15 protein-coding genes are annotated in these 18235 nt (G+C 61.5%); 4 read left to right on the top strand and 11 right to left on the bottom strand.

What is annotated here, in order from left to right:
• Window positions 1-45 precede the first annotated feature (45 nt).
• The 10 genes from fis to BLU25_RS11900 all read right to left on the bottom strand — a co-directional run bounded on the left by fis (window position 46) and on the right by BLU25_RS11900 (window position 12090).
• The gene (fis, locus tag BLU25_RS11945) at window positions 46-366 is read right to left on the bottom strand and encodes a DNA-binding transcriptional regulator Fis (protein WP_003439210.1); all 321 of its coding nucleotides are present in this window, start codon (window positions 364-366) and stop codon (window positions 46-48) included.
• The gene (gene dusB / locus BLU25_RS11940; protein WP_016783388.1) at window positions 363-1376 is read right to left on the bottom strand and encodes a tRNA dihydrouridine synthase DusB; all 1014 of its coding nucleotides are present in this window, start codon (window positions 1374-1376) and stop codon (window positions 363-365) included. Before dusB ends, fis begins: the two co-directional genes overlap by 4 nt.
• Window positions 1377-1578: 202 nt before the next feature.
• The gene (locus BLU25_RS11935) at window positions 1579-2832 is read right to left on the bottom strand and encodes a DUF3426 domain-containing protein (protein WP_083369866.1); all 1254 of its coding nucleotides are present in this window, start codon (window positions 2830-2832) and stop codon (window positions 1579-1581) included.
• 30 nt (window positions 2833-2862) lie between these two features.
• Window positions 2863-3741, bottom strand: coding sequence for a 50S ribosomal protein L11 methyltransferase (gene prmA, locus BLU25_RS11930; RefSeq protein ID WP_016783390.1), 879 nt, complete (start codon window positions 3739-3741; stop codon window positions 2863-2865).
• A gap of 273 nt (window positions 3742-4014) precedes the next feature.
• Window positions 4015-5373 carry an acetyl-CoA carboxylase biotin carboxylase subunit gene (gene accC, locus BLU25_RS11925; RefSeq protein ID WP_016783391.1) on the bottom strand — a complete coding sequence of 453 codons (1359 nt, stop codon included), beginning with the start codon at window positions 5371-5373 and terminating at the stop codon, window positions 4015-4017.
• A gap of 17 nt (window positions 5374-5390) precedes the next feature.
• Window positions 5391-5849, bottom strand: a complete 459-nt coding sequence (gene accB, locus BLU25_RS11920; RefSeq protein WP_016783392.1) for an acetyl-CoA carboxylase biotin carboxyl carrier protein — start codon at window positions 5847-5849, stop codon at window positions 5391-5393.
• A gap of 25 nt (window positions 5850-5874) precedes the next feature.
• The gene (gene aroQ / locus BLU25_RS11915; protein ID WP_016783393.1) at window positions 5875-6330 is read right to left on the bottom strand and encodes a type II 3-dehydroquinate dehydratase; all 456 of its coding nucleotides are present in this window, start codon (window positions 6328-6330) and stop codon (window positions 5875-5877) included.
• 130 nt (window positions 6331-6460) lie between these two features.
• Window positions 6461-8227, bottom strand: a complete 1767-nt coding sequence (locus BLU25_RS11910; RefSeq protein ID WP_016783394.1) for a protein-disulfide reductase DsbD — start codon at window positions 8225-8227, stop codon at window positions 6461-6463.
• Between the two features lie 178 nt (window positions 8228-8405).
• A complete protein-coding gene (locus BLU25_RS23960; protein WP_414860512.1) occupies window positions 8406-9449 on the bottom strand; it encodes a methyl-accepting chemotaxis protein in 1044 nt (347 codons plus the stop codon).
• A 997-nt stretch (window positions 9450-10446) separates the two neighbouring features.
• Window positions 10447-12090, bottom strand: coding sequence for a response regulator (locus BLU25_RS11900; protein ID WP_016783396.1), 1644 nt, complete (start codon window positions 12088-12090; stop codon window positions 10447-10449).
• Between the two features lie 243 nt (window positions 12091-12333).
• Between BLU25_RS11900 and BLU25_RS11895 the strand changes: the two genes are divergently transcribed.
• The 4 genes from BLU25_RS11895 (at window position 12334) to speA (ending at window position 16747) form a co-directional block, all read left to right on the top strand.
• Window positions 12334-13401 (top strand): DUF2333 family protein, encoded by a 1068-nt coding sequence (locus BLU25_RS11895; protein ID WP_016783397.1) that lies wholly within the window; start codon window positions 12334-12336, stop codon window positions 13399-13401.
• Window positions 13402-13404: 3 nt separating this feature from the next.
• Entirely contained in the window at window positions 13405-13938 is a 534-nt protein-coding gene (locus tag BLU25_RS11890) for an NUDIX hydrolase (RefSeq protein WP_016783398.1), read from the top strand.
• Between the two features lie 309 nt (window positions 13939-14247).
• Complete coding sequence (locus BLU25_RS11885; protein WP_016783399.1) at window positions 14248-14619, top strand: translation initiation factor Sui1; 372 nt, start codon at window positions 14248-14250, stop codon at window positions 14617-14619.
• Between the two features lie 208 nt (window positions 14620-14827).
• Window positions 14828-16747: an arginine decarboxylase gene (gene speA / locus BLU25_RS11880; protein ID WP_016783400.1), complete on the top strand. Its 1920-nt coding sequence runs from the start codon at window positions 14828-14830 to the stop codon at window positions 16745-16747.
• Window positions 16748-16825: 78 nt separating this feature from the next.
• Here speA and BLU25_RS11875 read toward each other — a convergent pair whose 3' ends face one another.
• On the bottom strand, window positions 16826-18169 hold the full coding sequence (locus tag BLU25_RS11875) for an MATE family efflux transporter (RefSeq protein WP_016783401.1): 1344 nt from the start codon (window positions 18167-18169) through the stop codon (window positions 16826-16828).
• Between the last annotated feature and the right edge of the window lie 66 nt (window positions 18170-18235).

The raw sequence follows: 18235 nt of genomic DNA, 5'->3' as shown, positions 1-18235 counted from the left end.
AGGCGGCCCGTTTTACCAGGACGCCTTTCAGGTTTGATTGAATGCTTACAGCAGATCGTACTGTTTGAGCTTTTTGCGCAAGGTGCCGCGATTGAGGCCCAGCAGCTCGGAGGCCTTGGTCTGGTTGCCCTTGACGTAGTTCATGACGCACTCGAGAAGGGGAGCCTCGACTTCGGAAAGTACCAGGTTGTAGACGTCCGTGACTTCAGCGCCCTCCAGGTGGGCGAAATAATTGTGCAGCGCCTTTTCGACACTCCCGCGAAGGGTCTGACCTTCTTCGCTCGGTGTATTGAGGTGCTGTTTCAAGTTGACGTTGTCGCTCACGGGCGTTGTTCCACTCACTAATGTCTCGGTCATCATCGTCATGCGGCCACCCATCCTTCGTCCCCTGTTACCAGGCTCTTGTGTCGTTCGGCGAAAAACGCCTGAACGTTGGCGCATTGTGCTTCCGTATCTTCTAAACGATTGAAGTGGGCGCGAAACTCCTTGGCGCCCGGCAAGGTTGCCAGATACCACCCGACATGCTTGCGGGCAATGCGTACGCCCAGTACCTCCCCATAGAAGGTATGCAATGCAGCCAGATGCTCTAGCAGAATACGTTCCACTTCGACCATCTCCGGTGCCGGCAACAGCTGCCCGGTACGCAGAAAGTGATCGACTTCGCGGAAAATCCAGGGCCGCCCCTGGGCCGCCCTGCCAATCAACAGCCCGTCGGCCCCGGTCGCGTTCAACACGTGCAGGGCCTTGTGGGGTGAATCGATATCGCCGTTGGCAAACACCGGTATCGACACGGCCTGCTTGATCGCGGCAATGGTGTCGTACTCGGCTTCACCGGTGTACAGGTCGGCGCGGGTTCTGCCGTGCACCGCCAGGGCGGTAATCCCGGCTTGTTCGGCGATCTTTGCCACCGTGATGCCGTTCTTGTTGTCCCGGTCCCAGCCGGTGCGGATCTTCAGGGTAACCGGCACATCAACCGCAGCCACGACGGCCTGCAGGATCTCGTTTACCAGTGCTTCGTCTTTCAGCAACGCGGAGCCGGCGGCCTTGTTGCAGACCTTCTTTGCCGGGCACCCCATGTTGATATCAATAATCTGTGCGCCCAGTTCCACATTGGCCCTGGCGGCGTCTGCCAGCATTTGCGCATCGCCTCCGGCGATCTGTACCGAGCGTGGCTCGGGATCACCGTCGTGAATCATGCGCAGGCGCGATTTGCGGCTGTTCCAGAGACTCATGTCACTGGTGACCATTTCCGAAACAACCAGGCCTGCGCCCATGCGTCGGCAAAGCTGACGAAAGGGCTGGTCGGTGACACCCGCCATAGGGGCGAGAATCAAACCGTTGTGCAATGTATATGGGCCGATGCGTACCGCCGACATAGGACTTCCCTGTTGTGGGGCCGGATCTGGGGAGTTCGAAAAAGGGTTGGCATGATACCCGCTCTCGATGACTGGTTAAAGTCGCAATTGGATGATTTTTGAACAATTGAGGCTTGCAGTCAGTTGCAAGTGCCATGCGACAAGCTGCAGAGCGCAAAAAAGCTGCGTTTAGCGGCCAACGTGTCGCTAAAGCGTAGCGCGCTTATTCAGGAGAATGAAAACTCAGGCTGTAGTTCACGGCCTTCGGGCCTGGGTCGAGGATGTCCAGGGCTATATGGATAGGGGTTTGCGGCGGCATTTCGGCTTTGGCCATATCGCCGCTGAGGTATTCACCGGGTTTGAACCGACGACTGGCGATCATTTTGCCGTTGAGGTCGGCAAAGCGCAGTTCCAGTAGCGGAAAGGGCTGGGAGAACGGCGCGCGGTTGTAGAGGATGGCATCCACCACCAGCGCTCCGGCAAATTCGGGGTGGCTGCGCACCACCAGGTTGCTGCTCTTGATCCGGTCGATATCAACCTTGGACGGCACCGTACAGCCGATCTGCGGGCATAACTGCTGGAAGATCGGGCGGTACTGGTCCTGGCGCGCCAGCTCATCGAAGTGATTGGCGATGTACTGCCCGGCCAGGGCTGCGGCAGCCAGCAGCACCAGCAGCGTCCAGAGCAGGCGCTTGCCCCAGGGGGTGCGGCGCTTTTGCCAGTCCAGTTGCAGCGGGTCGTCCACCAGATCCAGCAGCGGGTCTTCGCGCATGGCCGGCTCGCTGCGCTTGCGCCTGTCCTTGCTCACGGGCGCAAGCTCAGGGAGTTCGTCGTCCTCGTCATCGGTGGCAGACAGGCGTTCGCCCGCCAGCGGTGGTTCGAGGTCGTCGTCCAGGGACAGCTGGAGCGGCGGGGTGTCGTCCGGTTCGTCGAGGTCCAGTGACAGCGACGGCTCGGTACGCCCGGTTTCAGCCAGCTCGGCAGCGCCTTCGGCAACCTTGGCGTGTTCGGCGCGGTCTGCGGCAGAGTCACTGAACAGGCTGTCAGACCATTCACCTTCTTCGGCATCAGAGGTTTCGCGTCGAGCGCTCAGGGACGTGCTTTTTGGCGTGTGCGGTTGGCCGAAGCTTTTGCTGGGCTGGATTTCACGCTCTTCGAGCTTGGCCAGTTCTTCGTCCAGATCCAGATGGTCGAGGTCGATCGTGTGTGCCTGCCACGCTGGCGGGCTGACCGGTACGGCCGGGGCGGTTGCCTCGACGGGTGCCGGTTCGCTCGCTTCGGGCGTGGTGACGGCAGGCGCATCCACGGCGGGCGGCTGCCCTGTTTCAGTGCTCTGGTTCAGCAGTTGCTGGGCGGCATTGAACACTTGCAGGCAGGCGCCACAGCGCACCACGCCGCGTGCCATGCCCAACTGGGCGTGGCTGACGCGAAAGCTGGTCTGGCAATGTGGGCACTGGGTAACGAAGCTATCGCTCATGCGGCCATCCGGATTGGGCATGGTTTTATTCTAGCGCCGACGGCCGCTGATGCGTACCCAGCCATCGCGATTGGCAATCGGGTCCAGATCGAAGTCCTGGGCGTAAGCTGCCGCCACTTCTTCGCCCTGTTCGGCGAGGATGCCCGACAGTGCCAGGCGACCACCCGGCTTGACCAGGCTGGACAGTTGCGGGGCCAGGGAAACCAGCGGGCCGGCGAGGATGTTGGCGACTACGACGTCGGCCTGCACTTGTGGCATGTCTTCAGGCAAGTACAGCGGGAACAGCTGCGGATCGACGCCGTTGCGGTTGGCGTTGTCGCGCGAGGCTTCCAGCGCCTGGACGTCGATGTCGGTGCCCACCGCGTGCTTGGCGCCAAGCAGCATGGCGGCGATGGCCAGAATGCCCGAGCCGCAGCCGAAGTCCAGCACGGTGCAGTCTTTCAGGTCCTGGCCGTCCAGCCATTCCAGGCACAGCGCGGTGGTCGGGTGAGTGCCGGTGCCGAAGGCCAGGCCCGGGTCCAGCAGCAGGTTGACGGCATCCGGCTCGGGCGCTGCGTGCCAGCTTGGCACGATCCACAGGCGCTGGCCGAAACGCATCGGGTGGAAGTTGTCCATCCAGCTGCGTTCCCAATCCTGGTCTTCGATCACTTCGGCATGATGTTCAGGCAGTGGCGAACCGGTCAGCAGTTCCAGATGGGACAGTACGAGTTCGGCTTCGGTGCCGCCTTCGAACAGTGCCAGCAAGTGGGTGTGCGACCACAGCGGGGTGGTGTTGAGTTCAGGTTCGAAGATCGGTTGGTCTTCGGCGTCCATGAACGTAACCGAGACAGCACCGACTTCGAGGAACGCGTCTTCGTAGGTTTCGGCTTGTTCCGGGCTGATGGCGAGGCGTACTTGCAGCCAAGGCATGGCGGGCACCTTTGAAAAATAGGAGTGTGCAGCCGAGGGGGGCTGCGAGAAGCGCGCAAGTTTACGCGAGCAGGGGCTTGGCGGGTAATCAAAAAGCGATGAATGCAACGGATCCCTGGTGGGAGCGGGCTTGCTCGCGATACAGGCGACCTGGTCTGGCAGGTTGGCCCGTGTGATGCCATCGCGAGCAAGCCCGCTCCCACAAGGGCAGTTGCCTGGCTTGCAGAAACAACAAAGCCGCTCGAAAGCGGCTTTGTTGACGGAATTACAAACTTACTTGTTAGCCAGTTTGTGTTCCAGGTAGTGAATGTTGACGCCGCCTTCGCAGAAGCCTTCGTCATTCACCAGGTCGCGGTGCAGCGGGATGTTGGTCTTGATGCCGTCGACCACGATTTCGTCCAGGGCATTGCGCATGCGCGCCATGGCTTCGTCACGGGTCGAGCCCCAGGTGATCAGCTTGCCGATCAGGGAGTCGTAGTTGGACGGAACCTTGTAGCCGCTGTACAGGTGCGAATCGACGCGAACGCCGTTGCCGCCCGGAGCGTGGAAGTGCTTGACCATGCCAGGGCTTGGCATGAACGTCGCCGGATCTTCAGCGTTGATCCGGCACTCCAGCGAGTGACCGTGAATGTTCACGTCCGCCTGGGTGAAGGACAGCTTGTTGCCGGCGGCAATGCTCAACATCTCTTTGAGGATGTCGATGCCAGTGACCATCTCGGATACCGGGTGCTCTACTTGCACACGAGTGTTCATCTCGATGAAGTAGAAGCGACCGTTCTCGTACAGGAACTCGAAAGTACCCGCGCCGCGGTAGTTGATGTCCACGCAGGCCTGTACGCAACGGGCCAGAACTTCGGCGCGTGCGGTTTCGTCGATGCCCGGTGCTGGCGCTTCTTCCAGTACTTTCTGGTGACGACGTTGCAGCGAGCAGTCGCGGTCGCCCAGATGGATCGCATTGCCCTGGCCGTCGGAAAGAACCTGAACTTCCACATGACGCGGGTTGGTCAGGTATTTTTCCAGGTAGACCATCGGGTTGCTGAACCAGGCGCCGGCTTCTTCGCGGGTCTGCTTGGCAGCTTCGATCAGGTCTTCTTCACGGTTGACCACGCGCATGCCGCGACCACCGCCGCCGCCAGCGGCCTTGATGATCACCGGGTAGCCGACTTCACGGCCAATGCGCAGGGCGGTTTCAGGATCTTCCGGCAGCGGGCCGTCAGAACCTGGAACGGTCGGAACACCAGCTGCGATCATGGCGTGCTTGGCCGAAACCTTGTCGCCCATCAGGCGAATGGTGTCAGCTTTCGGGCCGATGAAGGCAAAACCGGATTTTTCGACCTGTTCGGCGAAATCGGCGTTTTCAGCCAAAAAGCCGTAGCCCGGGTGAATCGCCGTGGCACCGGTCACTTCCGCGGCCGCGATGATGGCCGGAATGTGCAGGTAAGACAGGTTGGCCGGTGCCGGACCGATGCAGACGGTTTCGTCTGCCAGGCCCAGGTGCATCAGCTCTTTGTCGGCAGTGGAGTACACCGCGACAGTCTTGATCCCCATTTCCTTGCACGCCCGCAGGATGCGCAAAGCAATCTCGCCACGGTTGGCGATCAGGACTTTTTCCAGCTTCTGAGGCTTCAACATCGTTGGCTCCCCGTGGTTCAAACGATGGTGAACAGCGGTTGGTCGAATTCAACCGGCTGACCGTTTTCTACCAGGATGGATTCGATAACACCGGCTTTTTCGGCCGTGATGTGGTTCATCATTTTCATCGCTTCAACGATGCAAATGGTGTCGCCGACCTTGACGCTCTGGCCCACTTCAACGAAGGCAGGCGAAGTTGGCGACGGAGTGCGGTAGAACGTACCGACCATTGGCGACTTGACCACAAAACCGTTCAGTTTTGGCGCGGCAGGCGCTTCGGTCACAGTGGCAACCGGAGCAACAGCAACCGGCGCTGCAGCAGGCGCTTGCATCGGCGCTGGTGCGTAGTACTGCTGGGCAGGCGTCTTGCTGTGGCGGCTGATGCGTACGGACTCTTCGCCTTCCTTGATTTCCAGCTCGTCGATGCCGGACTCTTCCAGCAGTTCGATCAGTTTCTTAACTTTACGGATATCCATGAATCGTCAACTCCCAATGGGTCTGTCAGGGGCGTTTAGCTTGTAGTTCAAGCTGTTCCAGGGCGGCCTCCAAGGCCAGTCGATAACCGCTGGCGCCAAGGCCGCAGATCACGCCTACCGCAACGTCGGAGAAGTAGGAGTGATGGCGGAAAGGTTCGCGTTTGTACACGTTGGACAAATGCACTTCGATGAATGGGATGCTCACCGCGAGCAACGCGTCACGCAATGCCACGCTGGTATGAGTAAAAGCCGCCGGGTTGATCAGAATAAAATCCACCCCTTCGTTGCGGGCGGCGTGTACGCGGTCGATCAATTCATACTCGGCATTGCTTTGCAGGTAGAGCAAATGGTGGCCGGCATCGCGGGCTCTTTGTTCCAGGTCCTGATTGATTTGCGCCAGGGTTGTCGCGCCGTAGACGCCCGGCTCGCGGGTGCCGAGCAGGTTCAGGTTGGGGCCGTGCAGTACCAGGAAAGTCGCCATCTGCTGTTCCTTATTATCTGTGTGCAGTTGTCAGTGCCGGGCGACTATGCCGAAAAGCGGATTCGCTGTCCAGTTAACTGCAATAGCCAGCACGATGACCGATGTTCGCGAAAAGTTTGTGACTGGTGCTCTAGATCTGGTCATTCGCGATGGCGACACGTTCGGCGAAGTCCGTTGCATTGATCTCGCCGATGACCCGTTGGTCACTTATTTCGCTGCCGTTTTTGCCGAAGAACATCAGGGCTGGCGGGCCGAACAATTTGTACTGATCGAGCAGGGCACGTTGCTCGGCATTGCTGGCCGTGATGTCGAAGCGCACCAGCCGGTAACCCTTGAGCAACTCCAGCACGCGGGGGTTGTTCAGGACTTCGTGCTCGATCACTTTGCAACTGATGCACCAGTCGGCGTACCAGTCCAGCAACAGTGGCTGGCCAGCAGCCCTGGCCTGGGCCAGTGCGCTGTCCAGTTCGGCCGGGGTGCTGACGGTGAGCCACTGGCCTGCCGGTTGTGCGTTGCCGGTTACTGCGCTGGCAGCCGGTTGTACGTTGCCGATGGGGTTGAACGGATCGCTTTGCCCGCTCAGGGCGCCGTACCAGCAGGCCAGCGCGTAGACCAGCAAAAACAGGCCCAGCAGCTGAGCCAGACGCTGGCGCGGGGCTTTGTGGGTGAACTCCAGGGTGCCCAGGAACAGGCTTACGCCTGCGGCCAGTGCGCCGATCAACAGCAGGGTGACCGGGCCGGGCAGCACGCGGCTAAGCAGGCCGATGGCCAGGCCGAGCAGCAGCACGCCGATGGCATTTTTTACACTGACCAGCCACGGCCCGCTTTTCGGCAGCCAGGCCGCGCCACCAGTGGCTACTAGTAACAGCGGCGCACCCATGCCCAGGCCCAGGGCGAACAGCTTCAGGCCGCCCCCCAACGCATCGCCACTGGCGCTGATATACAGCAGCGCCCCGGCCAGCGGCGCCGATACGCACGGTGATACCAGCAGGCTGGACACCACGCCCAGCACCGCTGCGCCCCACAGCGAACCACCTTGGGTGCGGTTGGCGACACGATCCAGGCGATTGCTGATGGCTTGCGGCAGTTTCAGCTCAAATACGCCGAACATGGCCAGGGCGAAAATCCCGAAAAACAGCGCGAAGGGCACCAGCACCCACACCGACTGCAGGCGCGCCTGCAGATTGAGCTGGGCACCGAACATGCCCATCAACGCGCCCAGCAGGGCAAAGCACGCCGCCATTGGCAGCACATAGGCCAGCGACAGGCTGAAGCCCCGCAACCCACCCACCTGGCCGCGTAGCACCACGCCCGACAGGATCGGCAGCATTGGCAATACGCAAGGGGTAAAGGTCAGGCCCAGCCCGGCAAGGAAAAACAGCGCCAGTTCGCGCCAGTTCCACGCTTTTGCCGGCGTGCCGGTGCTGGTGACGGTAGTGCCATCAATGCTCAGGCGTTCGGTCTCAGGCGGGTAGCACAGGCCCTTGTCGGCGCAGCCCTGGTAGCTGACCACCAGGGTGAAGGGGCGCGAATCGTTGGCCGGGCGCGGGATATCTACGTCGAGAATGCCGTGATAGACCTCGACATCGCCAAAGTATTCATCGTGCTTGGCTTCGCCGGGGGGCAGTTGCGCGGTGCCCAGGGCGATGTCGGCGGGTTCGGTCTTGAAGGCGAACCGGTGCCGATACAGGTAATAGCCTTCGGTGGGCACAAAACGCAGCTTGATTGACTCGGGAGTGCTGCTGATCAGGTTGAGCTTGAACGCTTCGCGTACCGGTAAAAAGTCGCTGCTGTTATTGATTGCGCCCAGGGTTGCACTGGGTCGGTTATCCAGCAACCCCGCGCCCAGGGCAGGCATGGCAAACAGCAAACACAGGAGCAGAAACAGGCGGCGCATAGGAATCTCGCAAAGCAAACGTGCGGGCATGATAGCGCGGTGAATGGATGGGGTGCAGCAACCCCTGTCGTGGGTGGGGGGTGGGAGCGGGCTTGCTCGCGATGCAGGCGGCGCGGTCTTCCTGCATGACTGCGCAGATGCAATCACGGGCAAGCCCGCTCCCACAGGGTGTGCGGGGTTACACCCGGAAGGCCTGTACCGCGGTGTTGAGCTGCGAACCCAGCTCCAGCAGTTGCTGGCTTTGGTCGCGGGCAATGCCGATGCGTTGCAGGTTTTCGTCGCCCAGCACATGGATGCGTTCGCTGTGGTCGCGAATCTCGCTCACCGCCCCGGTCTGCTGCGCGGTCACATCGGCGATGCGCACGGCGGTATCGGAGATGGTGGCAATGGCGCCGACAATTTCATCCAGCGCGCCGTCGGCATCCTGGGCTTGCTGGGCGGTGGCCTGGGCGTGGGTCACTTGCGCGCGGATGCCTTCCATCGATTGGCGGGCGGCCAGTTGCAGCCCGCCGATCAGGGTCTGGATCTCGTTGGTGGCCCCTGCAGTACGCTGGGCCAGCGAGCGTACTTCTTCAGCCACCACGGCAAAGCCACGGCCCATTTCGCCGGCACGGGCGGCTTCGATGGCGGCGTTGAGCGCCAGCAGGTTGGTCTGGTCGGCAATGGAGCGAATCACCGTAAGCACACCACCGATGGTGGCCGACTCTTCGGCCAGGCGTTCGATGGTCTGTGCGTTGCCCTGCACTTCACCCACCAGGGCATGCAGCCCGGTCAGGCTCTGGCCGATCACCCGTTGCCCCTGGGCCACCGCCAGCCCGGCGCTGCGGCTGGCATCGGCGGCCTGGCTGGCATCGCCCGCCACTTGCGAGATGGTCGCTTCCAGTTCACCCAGGGCGTCGCGGATTTGCGCGGTATCTGCGGCCTGGCGTTCAGCGCCACCGTGCAGGCCAGTGCTCAGCTCGGCCAGGGTCTGGCTGCTGCCGGCCACTTGTTCGGCATTCAGGCGCAGGGTGCCTACCAGGTTCACCAGGTAGCTGCGCAGGCGGTTAAGTGAGGACTCGATGTCACGCAATTCGCGATTGGTCTTGCCCAGCTGGATATCGCGGCTGAAGTCGCCTTCGGCCCAGGTCGACAGCAGCGGCGCCAGGTAGGTCAGCACCCGCGCCAGCTTGCGCTGCAGGGTATCGATCAACAGCGCGATGAGCAGGATCAGGCCAATCATCAGGCCCTGGATCAGCCGCACTTCATTCTGGATGTGCGCGTGCTCGGCGCGTACCACCGGCTCCAGTTCGGCGATGGCCTGCTGCACGGCATCGAGCTTGAGGTGGGTGGCGGCGCTGAGCTGGCTGCGTTGTTCGATCTGGTTCTGGGTGCGCTTGAGTTCGGCGGGGTAGCGGCTGAGCAGGCTGTTGAGTTCGCGCTTGAGGCCAATTCCAGCATCTTCGGCCTTGGCGGTGTCGGTGGCATCAAGGCCCATCATCGCGGCAAAATCGTCAGTGCCCGAGGCGCTTGTGCTGTTCACGCCGAGCAGGGGCAGGGCGTCGATTTGCCTGGCCTGAAGCGCAATGCTGTCCAGTTCGCGCTCGACGTCGCCGGCCAGTTCACTGCGCCCGCTGCTCACCAGTTTGTCCCGGGCCAGGGACAGCTTGGCCAGGTGTTGCGAGGCGCTGAGCAGCAAGGGCAGGTAGGCGCGGGCCTCGTTGGAAGAGGCGTCGCTGGCGTATTGGCCCAGTTGTTCCAAGCTGGCACCCAGCTCGCGCTCGGCCTGCAGCAGCAAGGCCTGGGGGTCGCCGGCCAGTTTGCCGGCGGCCAGCAGTTCGGTATTGCTGTAGGTGCTCAGGTTTTCCAGGCTGGGGCGCAGCGTATCGGCCAGTGCGGGGGGCAAAGGGCCTAGTTCGCTTTTGAGGCTGTCCAGCGCACTGTTGGCATCGCTCAGACGCAGGGCGTCGCCACTGGCGAGATAGTCCTCGATATTGCGCGCCACGTTGTTCTGGAACTGCTGCGACAGGCTCAAGTAGCGCTCCATTAACAGAAACGGCCGCTCCAGGGCTTGTTGCGACCACCACAGGGTTGCCCCCAGGGCCAGGCATACGGCGACCAGCAACAGGGTGTTGAGGTTGGTTAGCAGCTTCAGGCGCATGTGGGATTTTGCCTACTACACAGTCAGAAGCGGCAAAAGTTATTGCACTTAAGTTACAGCGGTGTGACGGAAAGACGGGTTACGAACAAATAGTGGCAATTGGCCTTGTCTGGTGAAAGCCGTGTACCTGATTACGCCCGCTGTTCTTGGCGCGGTACAGGGCTTCGTCGGCCTGGGAGGCCATCAACAGACTGTCGGCATCGCCATGCATCTGCACCACGCCCGCGCTGAAGGAGCACGACAGGTCCACGGGTTGTGCCGGGTAGTGGATTTCGGCAAAGCGCTGACGAATCTGATTGAGCACTTTGTGGGCCGACTCCTGGTCGGTGTCGGGCATGACAATGGCAAATTCTTCACCGCCGTAGCGGCCAATAAAGTCGGTTTTGCGCAGGCGTTGCTTGAGGAACAGCGCCAGGCTCTTGATCACCCGGTCGCCCATCGGGTGACCATAGCCATCATTGACGTGCTTGAAGTGATCGAGGTCGAGCATGGCAAAGCTCAGGGGGCGGTTCTCGCGGCGAGCGCGAAAGGTGCAGTCTTCGAGCAATTGCAGGATATGGGTGTGGTTGTACAGCCCGGTCAGGCTGTCACGCACCATCCGCGCCTTGAGATGGCGGGCGCGGGCTGCACGATTGCGCACGGTGGTGATCAGGTGGCGCGGCTGGATCGGCTTGGTGAGGAAGTCATCGCCGCCCTCGCTCATGGCATCGAGCTGCTTGTCCATATCGTCTTCGGCCGACAGGTAAATGATCGGCACGCTGACATAGCGGTCGTTGTGGCGGATCACCTTGGCCAGCTCGGTGCCGGTGCAGCCCGGCATATACATGTCGAGGATAATCAGGTCGGGCTGGAATTCCGCCAGCTCGGTCATGGCCTGAATCGGGTCGATCAGGGTGCGGGTGACAATCCCGGCGCCATTGAGCAGGCGCTCGGCATGCAGGGCCTGGGCCCGGGAGTCGTCAATGATCAGCACTTTGAAGGGTTCGTACTGGGCGACACAGGTCAGCACCTCGATTTTTTCCATCAAGCTTGAGGCTTCGAGGGTGCCGGTCAAAAAACCTTGCCCGCCTGCGCGCACGGCCGCCAGCCGGGTAGGGGTATCGGCCTCATGGAGGCTGAAAAACAGCAGCGGCAGTTTTTGCTCAAGACCGATCTGGGCTTCTGCGGCCAGCGTCAGGCCAACGCCGGCCCCGGCGAAGTCCACGTCCATGACAATGGCGGCCGGGTGGCGCTCGGTCATGGCCAGGCGAAACCCGGCAGGGCTGCTGAAGGCCTGGGCGCTGAGTTCGAAAAACTCCAGCTGGCGGGCCAGCCGGTCGGCGCGCTCCAGGTCCTGGAGCAGGATATACACCGGCTTGCGCAGGGGGGGCAGGCTGATATTGGCTGCCAGGTCACCCTGGCGCAGGCCGGTGCGTGACAGGCGCTGCATCAGGCGGTTGAGTTCAGTGATGATCGGGCTGTTCAAGCGGCTCTGGTTGGCGGCCATGTCGCGTAGCGTCAGGTCGATGGCCCGCGCCAGCTCGGAGTGCTCCGGCTGCTCGAAGCGCTCGGCAAAACGCAGCAGGCGCAGGTTGGCGTCATCAAGCTCGGCCAGGCCGGCAGGCGACCATTGATTGGTCTGCAGGCGCTGCCAGATCTCAAGAATCTGGCGAGCCTGGTGGGTGACACGCTGGGCAAAGTGGTTTTTCAGGCGCTCGCGACTGGGGTCTTCTTGCTCGGTCATAACCTGGCTGCTGGGTAGTGAAGCATGCTGAAGTCGAATGATGGCTCTATGCTAGCAGCTCATTGCAAATGTACGAGTTTCTCCTTGAAATTAACTGTGGGGCAGCCATATTGCCCATCACCTGCGCGCTTGTTCTATAGTGCCGGGCGTAGTGGCCCCCTGAGATAAAAAGCGTGCATGCAAGGCACGATGGGTTAGGGTTGTGGTCGAACCGTTGAATCAAGCAGATGAAAGGATATAGCCATGCTGGACTGGAAAAAACGTGAGGGCACAGCCCGCGAATCGGTCAAAGAGCCCAAAACACAGTCGCGTGGCTATTTCAAAAGCATCCTGCTGAGCCGCTCCATCGCGGTGCTGGTGGCGATTTTTATCGTGGTCAACCTGGGCCTGGGCTGGTACTGGAGCCAGGAACCTGACCTGTTCCCGGTGCAGCAAAACGCACAATTGGCGGCCGAGAAAGAAGGCAAGCAAATGGTGCCGGGCTTCACCACCGTCGAAACCCTCAAGACCGTTGCCGGTACCTTGCTCAACAAGCCGGGCGGCTACCTGTCCAATGACCGTTTTCCGCCGGGCATCTTCCTGGACAACATCCCGAGCTGGGAATACGGCGTGCTGGTACAGGTGCGCGACCTGACCCGTGCCCTGCGCAAAGACTTCGCCCGTTCGCAGTCACAGTCGGCTGAAGATGCGGATCTGGCCAAGGCCGAACCGCGTTTCAATTTCGACAACAAGAGCTGGATGCTGCCGTCCAGCGAATCCGAATACCAGGAAGGCATCAATTCCCTGAGCCGTTATCAGGCGCGCCTGTCTGACCCGAATCAGAAAAACGCCCTGTTCTATGCCCGCGCCGATAACCTGAACAACTGGCTGGGCGATGTGGGTACCCGTCTGGGCTCCCTGTCGCAACGCCTGTCGGCCAGCGTGGGCCGGGTCAAGCTCAACAGCGCGCTGAAAACCGAAAGCCTGCAACCGGGCCAGGTGCCGGTGGTGGACGAGGAAGTGGTCGAAACCCCGTGGATGCAGATCGACAACGTGTTCTATGAAGCACGCGGTCAGGCCTGGGCTCTGTCGCACCTGCTGCGTGCCATCGAAGTGGATTTTGCCGATGTACTGGCCAAGAAAAACGCCACGGTGAGCGTGCGTCAGATCATTCGCGAGCTGGAAGCAGCGCAGGAACCGGTCTGGAGCCCGATGATCCTTAACGGCAGCGGCTATGGCGTGCTGGCCAACCACTCGCTGGTCATGGCCAACTACATTTCCCGCGCCAACGCCGCGGTCATGGACCTGCGCCAACTGCTGTCGCAAGGCTAAGCGATGGTTATCTCAGCTTTGGAGGCTGCGCACCGTGCGGCCTCTGATGTCGAACAAGTTGCCTGGGTCGATCGCGATGATCGCTTGCTGGGCGGCCTGCCCCGCCATGAACTGCGCGAGCGCGGCCTGATTGGGCGCGGCACTTTCATTTTATTGTTCAACTCTGCCGGGGAGCTGTGCGTGCATCAACGCACCCTGAGCAAAGCGCTGTACCCGGGGTTCTGGGATGTGGCGGCGGGCGGCATGGTCGGGGTGGATGAAACCTACGCCGAATCGGCGGCCCGTGAGTTGGCCGAAGAACTGGGTGTGCGTGGTGTGCCGCTGACGGCCCATGAGCGCTTTTACTTCGAGGCTCCGCAAAACCATCTGTGGTGCGCAGTGTTTTCAGCGGTGTGGGATGGTCCGTTGCAGGTGCAGCCTGAAGAAGTCCAGCAAGCGTGTTTTATGCCGGTGGCCGAGGCGCTGCGCCTGAGTATGCAACGGGACTACTGCCCTGACTCACTGGATGCGCTCAAGCGCTATCTGGCCCAGGGCTGACGTTGATTCCCCCTGTGGGAGCGGGCTTGCTCGCGATTCAGGCGACCCGGTTTTTCAGTTGCACCGCTGCGATCCCATCGCGAGCAAGCCCGCTCCCACAAGTTCGTGGCTGGCGCTTTAGAAAATGCCGCCGATTGGCTATTGGGATGCAGCGATTTTGTCGTTACACTGCGCGACCTTTTTCAGGCTCAGGCGGGTTTCCCCCTGAGTTGCGCTGCCCCTGCCAGAGTGGGGCTTCGCGGTCGGTACACCTTGGCGCAACAGCGTCAGGCACCGGCCAATTATTTGTCCTCCGAATGAGGATTGCCGGTGGCCAAAAAAGCCGCATCCTTCGCCGCCCTGGGTGGCCTGGTATTTTCCACCGACGCAGGTCGTCACTGTCCGGACTGTCGCCAGCCGGTGGACGCCTGTACCTGCAAACAAACCCTGATCCCCGAAGGTGATGGCATCGCCCGCGTGCGCCGCGAAAGCAAAGGCCGTGGCGGCAAGACGGTGACCACCATCACCGGCGTGCCGCTGGCTGAAGACGCACTCAAGGAACTGGCCACGACGTTGAAAAAACGCTGTGGCACCGGTGGCGCGTTGAAAGACGGCATCATCGAGATCCAGGGCGATCACGTCGAGCTGCTGCTGGCCGAACTGGTCAAGCACGGTTTCAAGGCCAAGAAGTCCGGCGGCTAGCAGCCTCTGTGAAAGCCACCGCAACGCCGCTCCGGCGCCCCTCGCGGGCTGGCCAGGGCGCGCTTGCCATGGTTTTCACAGAGCCTGTTATCACCGGTTTCTAAACTCGGCGCTGTTGTCAGGGTCTGACTAATCGTCACTTTCACACTTTAGACTGCACCAGCCTGCTTTCAGGCTGGGCTATTTGACTTATTTATAGGGGACTTCGATGTCCGTACGACGCACACGCAAAGACGATGGCAGCCAATGGACAGTTGCGGACAGCCGCAGTGTTTACGGGATTCGCCATTGGGGGGCCGGGTATTTCGCGATCAATGAAGCCGGTCGCGTAGAAGTCCGTCCGAACGGCCCGAACAGCTCGCCCATCGATCTGTACGAGCAGGTCGACGAACTGCGCAAGACCAGCGGTTTGTCCTTGCCGTTGCTGGTGCGTTTCCCGGATATCCTGCAAGACCGTGTACGCCAGTTGACCGGCGCGTTCGATGCCAACATCGCGCGCCTGGACTACCAGAGCCAGTACACCGCCCTCTACCCGATCAAGGTTAATCAGCAGGAAGCGGTGATCGAAAACATCATCGCCACCAAGAACGTGTCGATCGGTCTTGAAGCTGGTTCCAAGCCCGAGCTGCTGGCCGTACTGGCCCTGGCACCCAAGGGCGGCACCATTGTCTGCAACGGTTACAAGGACCGCGAGTTTATCCGCCTGGCGCTGATGGGCCAGAAGCTGGGTCACAACGTCTTTATCGTGATCGAGAAAGAATCCGAAGTAGACCTGGTGATCGAAGAAGCGGCCTCGCTCAAGGTCAAGCCGCAGGTCGGCCTGCGCGTGCGCCTGTCGTCCCTGGCGTCGAGCAAGTGGGCTGACACCGGCGGTGAAAAATCCAAGTTCGGTCTGTCGGCCGCGCAACTGCTGTCGGTTGTTGAGCGCTTCCGTGCGGCGGGCCTGGATCAGGGCATCCGCCTGCTGCACTTCCATATGGGCTCGCAGATCGCCAACCTGGCGGACTACCAGCACGGCTTCAAGGAAGCGATCCGCTACTACGGCGAACTGCGCAACCTCGGCCTGCCGGTTGACCATATCGACGTGGGCGGCGGCCTGGGTGTGGACTACGACGGTACCCACTCGCGCAACGCCAGTTCGATCAACTACGACATGGACGACTACGCCGGTGTGGTTGTGGGCATGCTCAAGGAATTCTGCGACGCGCAGAGCCTGCCGCACCCGCATATCTTCTCCGAAAGCGGCCGTTCCCTGACTGCGCACCACGCCATGCTGGTGGTGCAAGTGACTGACGTCGAGAAACACAACGACGACGTGCCGGTCATCGAAAACAAGGAAAGCCTGCCAGAAACCGTGCAGTGGCTGGTGGACCTGCTGGGTCCGACCGACATTGAGATGGTCACCGAAACCTACTGGCGCGCCACGCACTACATGAGCGACATCGCTGCCCAGTACGCCGATGGCAAAATCACCCTGGCGGAAAAAGCCCTGGCCGAACAGTGCTACTTTGCCGTGTGCCGTCGCCTGCACAACTCGCTGAAAGCGCGTCAGCGCTCTCATCGTCAGGTGCTGGACGAGCTCAACGACAAGCTGGCCGACAAGTACATCTGCAACTTCTCGGTATTCCAGAGCCTGCCGGATACCTGGGCGATTGGCCAGGTACTGCCGATCCTGCCGCTGCATCGTCTCAACGAAGAGCCGCTGCGTCGTGCCGTGCTGCAAGACCTGACCTGCGACTCCGACGGCAAGATCAAGCAATACGTCGACGAGCAGAGCATCGAGACCAGCCTGCCGGTTCACGGGCTCAACGAAGGCGAAGACTACCTGCTGGGTATCTTCCTGGTGGGCGCGTACCAGGAAATCCTGGGTGACATGCACAACCTGTTCGGTGATACCGACTCGGTGAACATCTACCAGAACGAAGACGGCAGCGTGTACCACGCCGGTATCGAGACCCACGACACCATCGAAGACATGCTGCGCTACGTGCACTTGTCGCCCGAGGAGTTGATGAACCACTACCGTGACAAAGTGGCCAGCGCCAGCATCAGTGCCAAGGAGCGTACCCAGTACCTTGACGCACTGCGCCTGGGCCTGACCCGCTCGTCGTACCTGTCGAGCCACTGATCGCCTCCGGGCCTCAGTGCTGACTGAAAAACGCCGGCGCGTGCATTGCACGCGCCGGCGTTTTTTTTGGCCGCAGGATCAGGCGCCGAACCACTGGTCCTTGCGCTGCATGCGCCATGCATACACGGCCAGGGTCAGGCTGCGCAGCACCATAAACAGCAGGAAACTTATCCACAGGCCGTGGTTGCCATAGCCGTGCAGGGCCCAGGCGGCGGGGAAGGCGATGACCACGCTGATGACCATCGCATCGCGCATTTCCCGGGCGCGGGTGGCACCGATAAACAGGCCGTCGAGCAAGTAGCTCCACACCGCAATCAGCGGCAGCAGGGCCAGATACGGCAGGTACTGGAATGCGGTTTCGCGCACGCTGGGGATATCGGTCTGCATTTGTACAAACAGATGCCCGCCGAACATGAACAGCAACGCAAACCCCAGGCTGGCCAGCAGCGACCAGCCGCAGGCCACCACCATCGAACGGCGCAAGGCCTCACGGTCACGGGCGCCGATGGCATGCCCGCACAGCGCCTCGACAGCATGGGCCAGACCGTCCAGGGCATGGGCCGCCAGTAGCAGGCCGTTGAGCAACAGCGCATTGGCCGCCACCGTGGCATCGCCCAGGCGGGCGCCTTGCAGGGTGATGGAGAAAAACACCAGTTGCAGCATCAGGCTGCGGATAAAAATATCGCGATTGACCCCCAGCAGCGGTTGCCAGTTATGCCAGGCGCGCAAGGCGGCCCATACCAGTGTGCCGGGGAATCGGCGCAGCGCACCGCGGGTCAGCCACAGGCCGAGCAGGGCACCGCTCCATTCGGCAATCACCGAGGCCCGGGCCGAGCCGGCCACGCCCCAGTCCAGGCCGAGGACGAACCACAGGTTCAGGGCGATATTGACCAGATTGGTGGTGAGCAAAATCGCCAGTGGTGCGCGGGCGTTTTGCGTCCCCAGAAACCAGCCCACCAATGCGTAGCTGGCCAGGGCAGCGGGCAGGCCAAACAGCCGGATGTGGAAGAACTCCAGGGTCAGGGCATGCAGTTCGGTGGAAGGCTGCATCAGGCTCAGGGCCACGCCGCTGAAAGGAATCGCGATGGCCCCCAGCAGCATCGATAGCAGCACGCTGAGCAACAGGCCCTGCAGGAGAATCTGGCGCAGAGCGGTGCCATCACCGCGCCCGGCGGCTTGCGCGGCGAAGCCGGTGGTGCCCATGCGCAAAAAGCCCATCATCCAGGCCAGGAAGATATACAGGCTGGCGCCCACGGCAACGGCACCCAACTGGTGGGCATGGGGCAAATGGCCGATGACGGTACTGTCGACCAACGCGACTAGCGGCACGGAGATATTGGACAGGATCATGGGTGCCGCCAGCGCCCACACCCGGCGATGGGTCGGGCGGTCGCGCCAGTCGGCTAGAAGGGAAGATGACATGCAGGCTCCTTTGGGGAGCGCGATTGTAGCCGCAAAGCCTGCCCTCACCCCAACCCTCTCCCGAAG

Origin of the sequence: Pseudomonas fragi, from assembly GCF_900105835.1 — a bacterium.
Lineage (GTDB): Bacteria > Pseudomonadota > Gammaproteobacteria > Pseudomonadales > Pseudomonadaceae > Aquipseudomonas > Aquipseudomonas fragi.
The sequence above is the reverse complement of the archived record's forward strand: the minus strand, read 5'-3'. Positions and strand labels throughout refer to the sequence as shown.

What these genes read in the sequence shown, in the direction of transcription:
- BLU25_RS11890 (WP_016783398.1), top strand. Translation starts at nt 13,405, where the DNA reads ATGGTTATCTCAGCTTTGGAGGCTGCGCACCGTGCGGCCTCTGATGTC.
- BLU25_RS11900 (WP_016783396.1), bottom strand. Translation starts at nt 12,090, where the DNA reads ATGACCGAGCAAGAAGACCCCAGTCGCGAGCGCCTGAAAAACCACTTT.
- aroQ (WP_016783393.1), bottom strand. Translation starts at nt 6,330, where the DNA reads ATGGCGACTTTCCTGGTACTGCACGGCCCCAACCTGAACCTGCTCGGC.
- BLU25_RS11935 (WP_083369866.1), bottom strand. Translation starts at nt 2,832, where the DNA reads ATGAGCGATAGCTTCGTTACCCAGTGCCCACATTGCCAGACCAGCTTT.
- speA (WP_016783400.1), top strand. Translation starts at nt 14,828, where the DNA reads ATGTCCGTACGACGCACACGCAAAGACGATGGCAGCCAATGGACAGTT.
- BLU25_RS11875 (WP_016783401.1), bottom strand. Translation starts at nt 18,169, where the DNA reads ATGTCATCTTCCCTTCTAGCCGACTGGCGCGACCGCCCGACCCATCGC.
- fis (WP_003439210.1), bottom strand. Translation starts at nt 366, where the DNA reads ATGACGATGATGACCGAGACATTAGTGAGTGGAACAACGCCCGTGAGC.
- accB (WP_016783392.1), bottom strand. Translation starts at nt 5,849, where the DNA reads ATGGATATCCGTAAAGTTAAGAAACTGATCGAACTGCTGGAAGAGTCC.
- BLU25_RS11895 (WP_016783397.1), top strand. Translation starts at nt 12,334, where the DNA reads ATGCTGGACTGGAAAAAACGTGAGGGCACAGCCCGCGAATCGGTCAAA.
- BLU25_RS23960 (WP_414860512.1), bottom strand. Translation starts at nt 9,449, where the DNA reads ATGATTGGCCTGATCCTGCTCATCGCGCTGTTGATCGATACCCTGCAG.
- accC (WP_016783391.1), bottom strand. Translation starts at nt 5,373, where the DNA reads ATGTTGAAGCCTCAGAAGCTGGAAAAAGTCCTGATCGCCAACCGTGGC.
- BLU25_RS11910 (WP_016783394.1), bottom strand. Translation starts at nt 8,227, where the DNA reads ATGCGCCGCCTGTTTCTGCTCCTGTGTTTGCTGTTTGCCATGCCTGCC.
- prmA (WP_016783390.1), bottom strand. Translation starts at nt 3,741, where the DNA reads ATGCCTTGGCTGCAAGTACGCCTCGCCATCAGCCCGGAACAAGCCGAA.
- dusB (WP_016783388.1), bottom strand. Translation starts at nt 1,376, where the DNA reads ATGTCGGCGGTACGCATCGGCCCATATACATTGCACAACGGTTTGATT.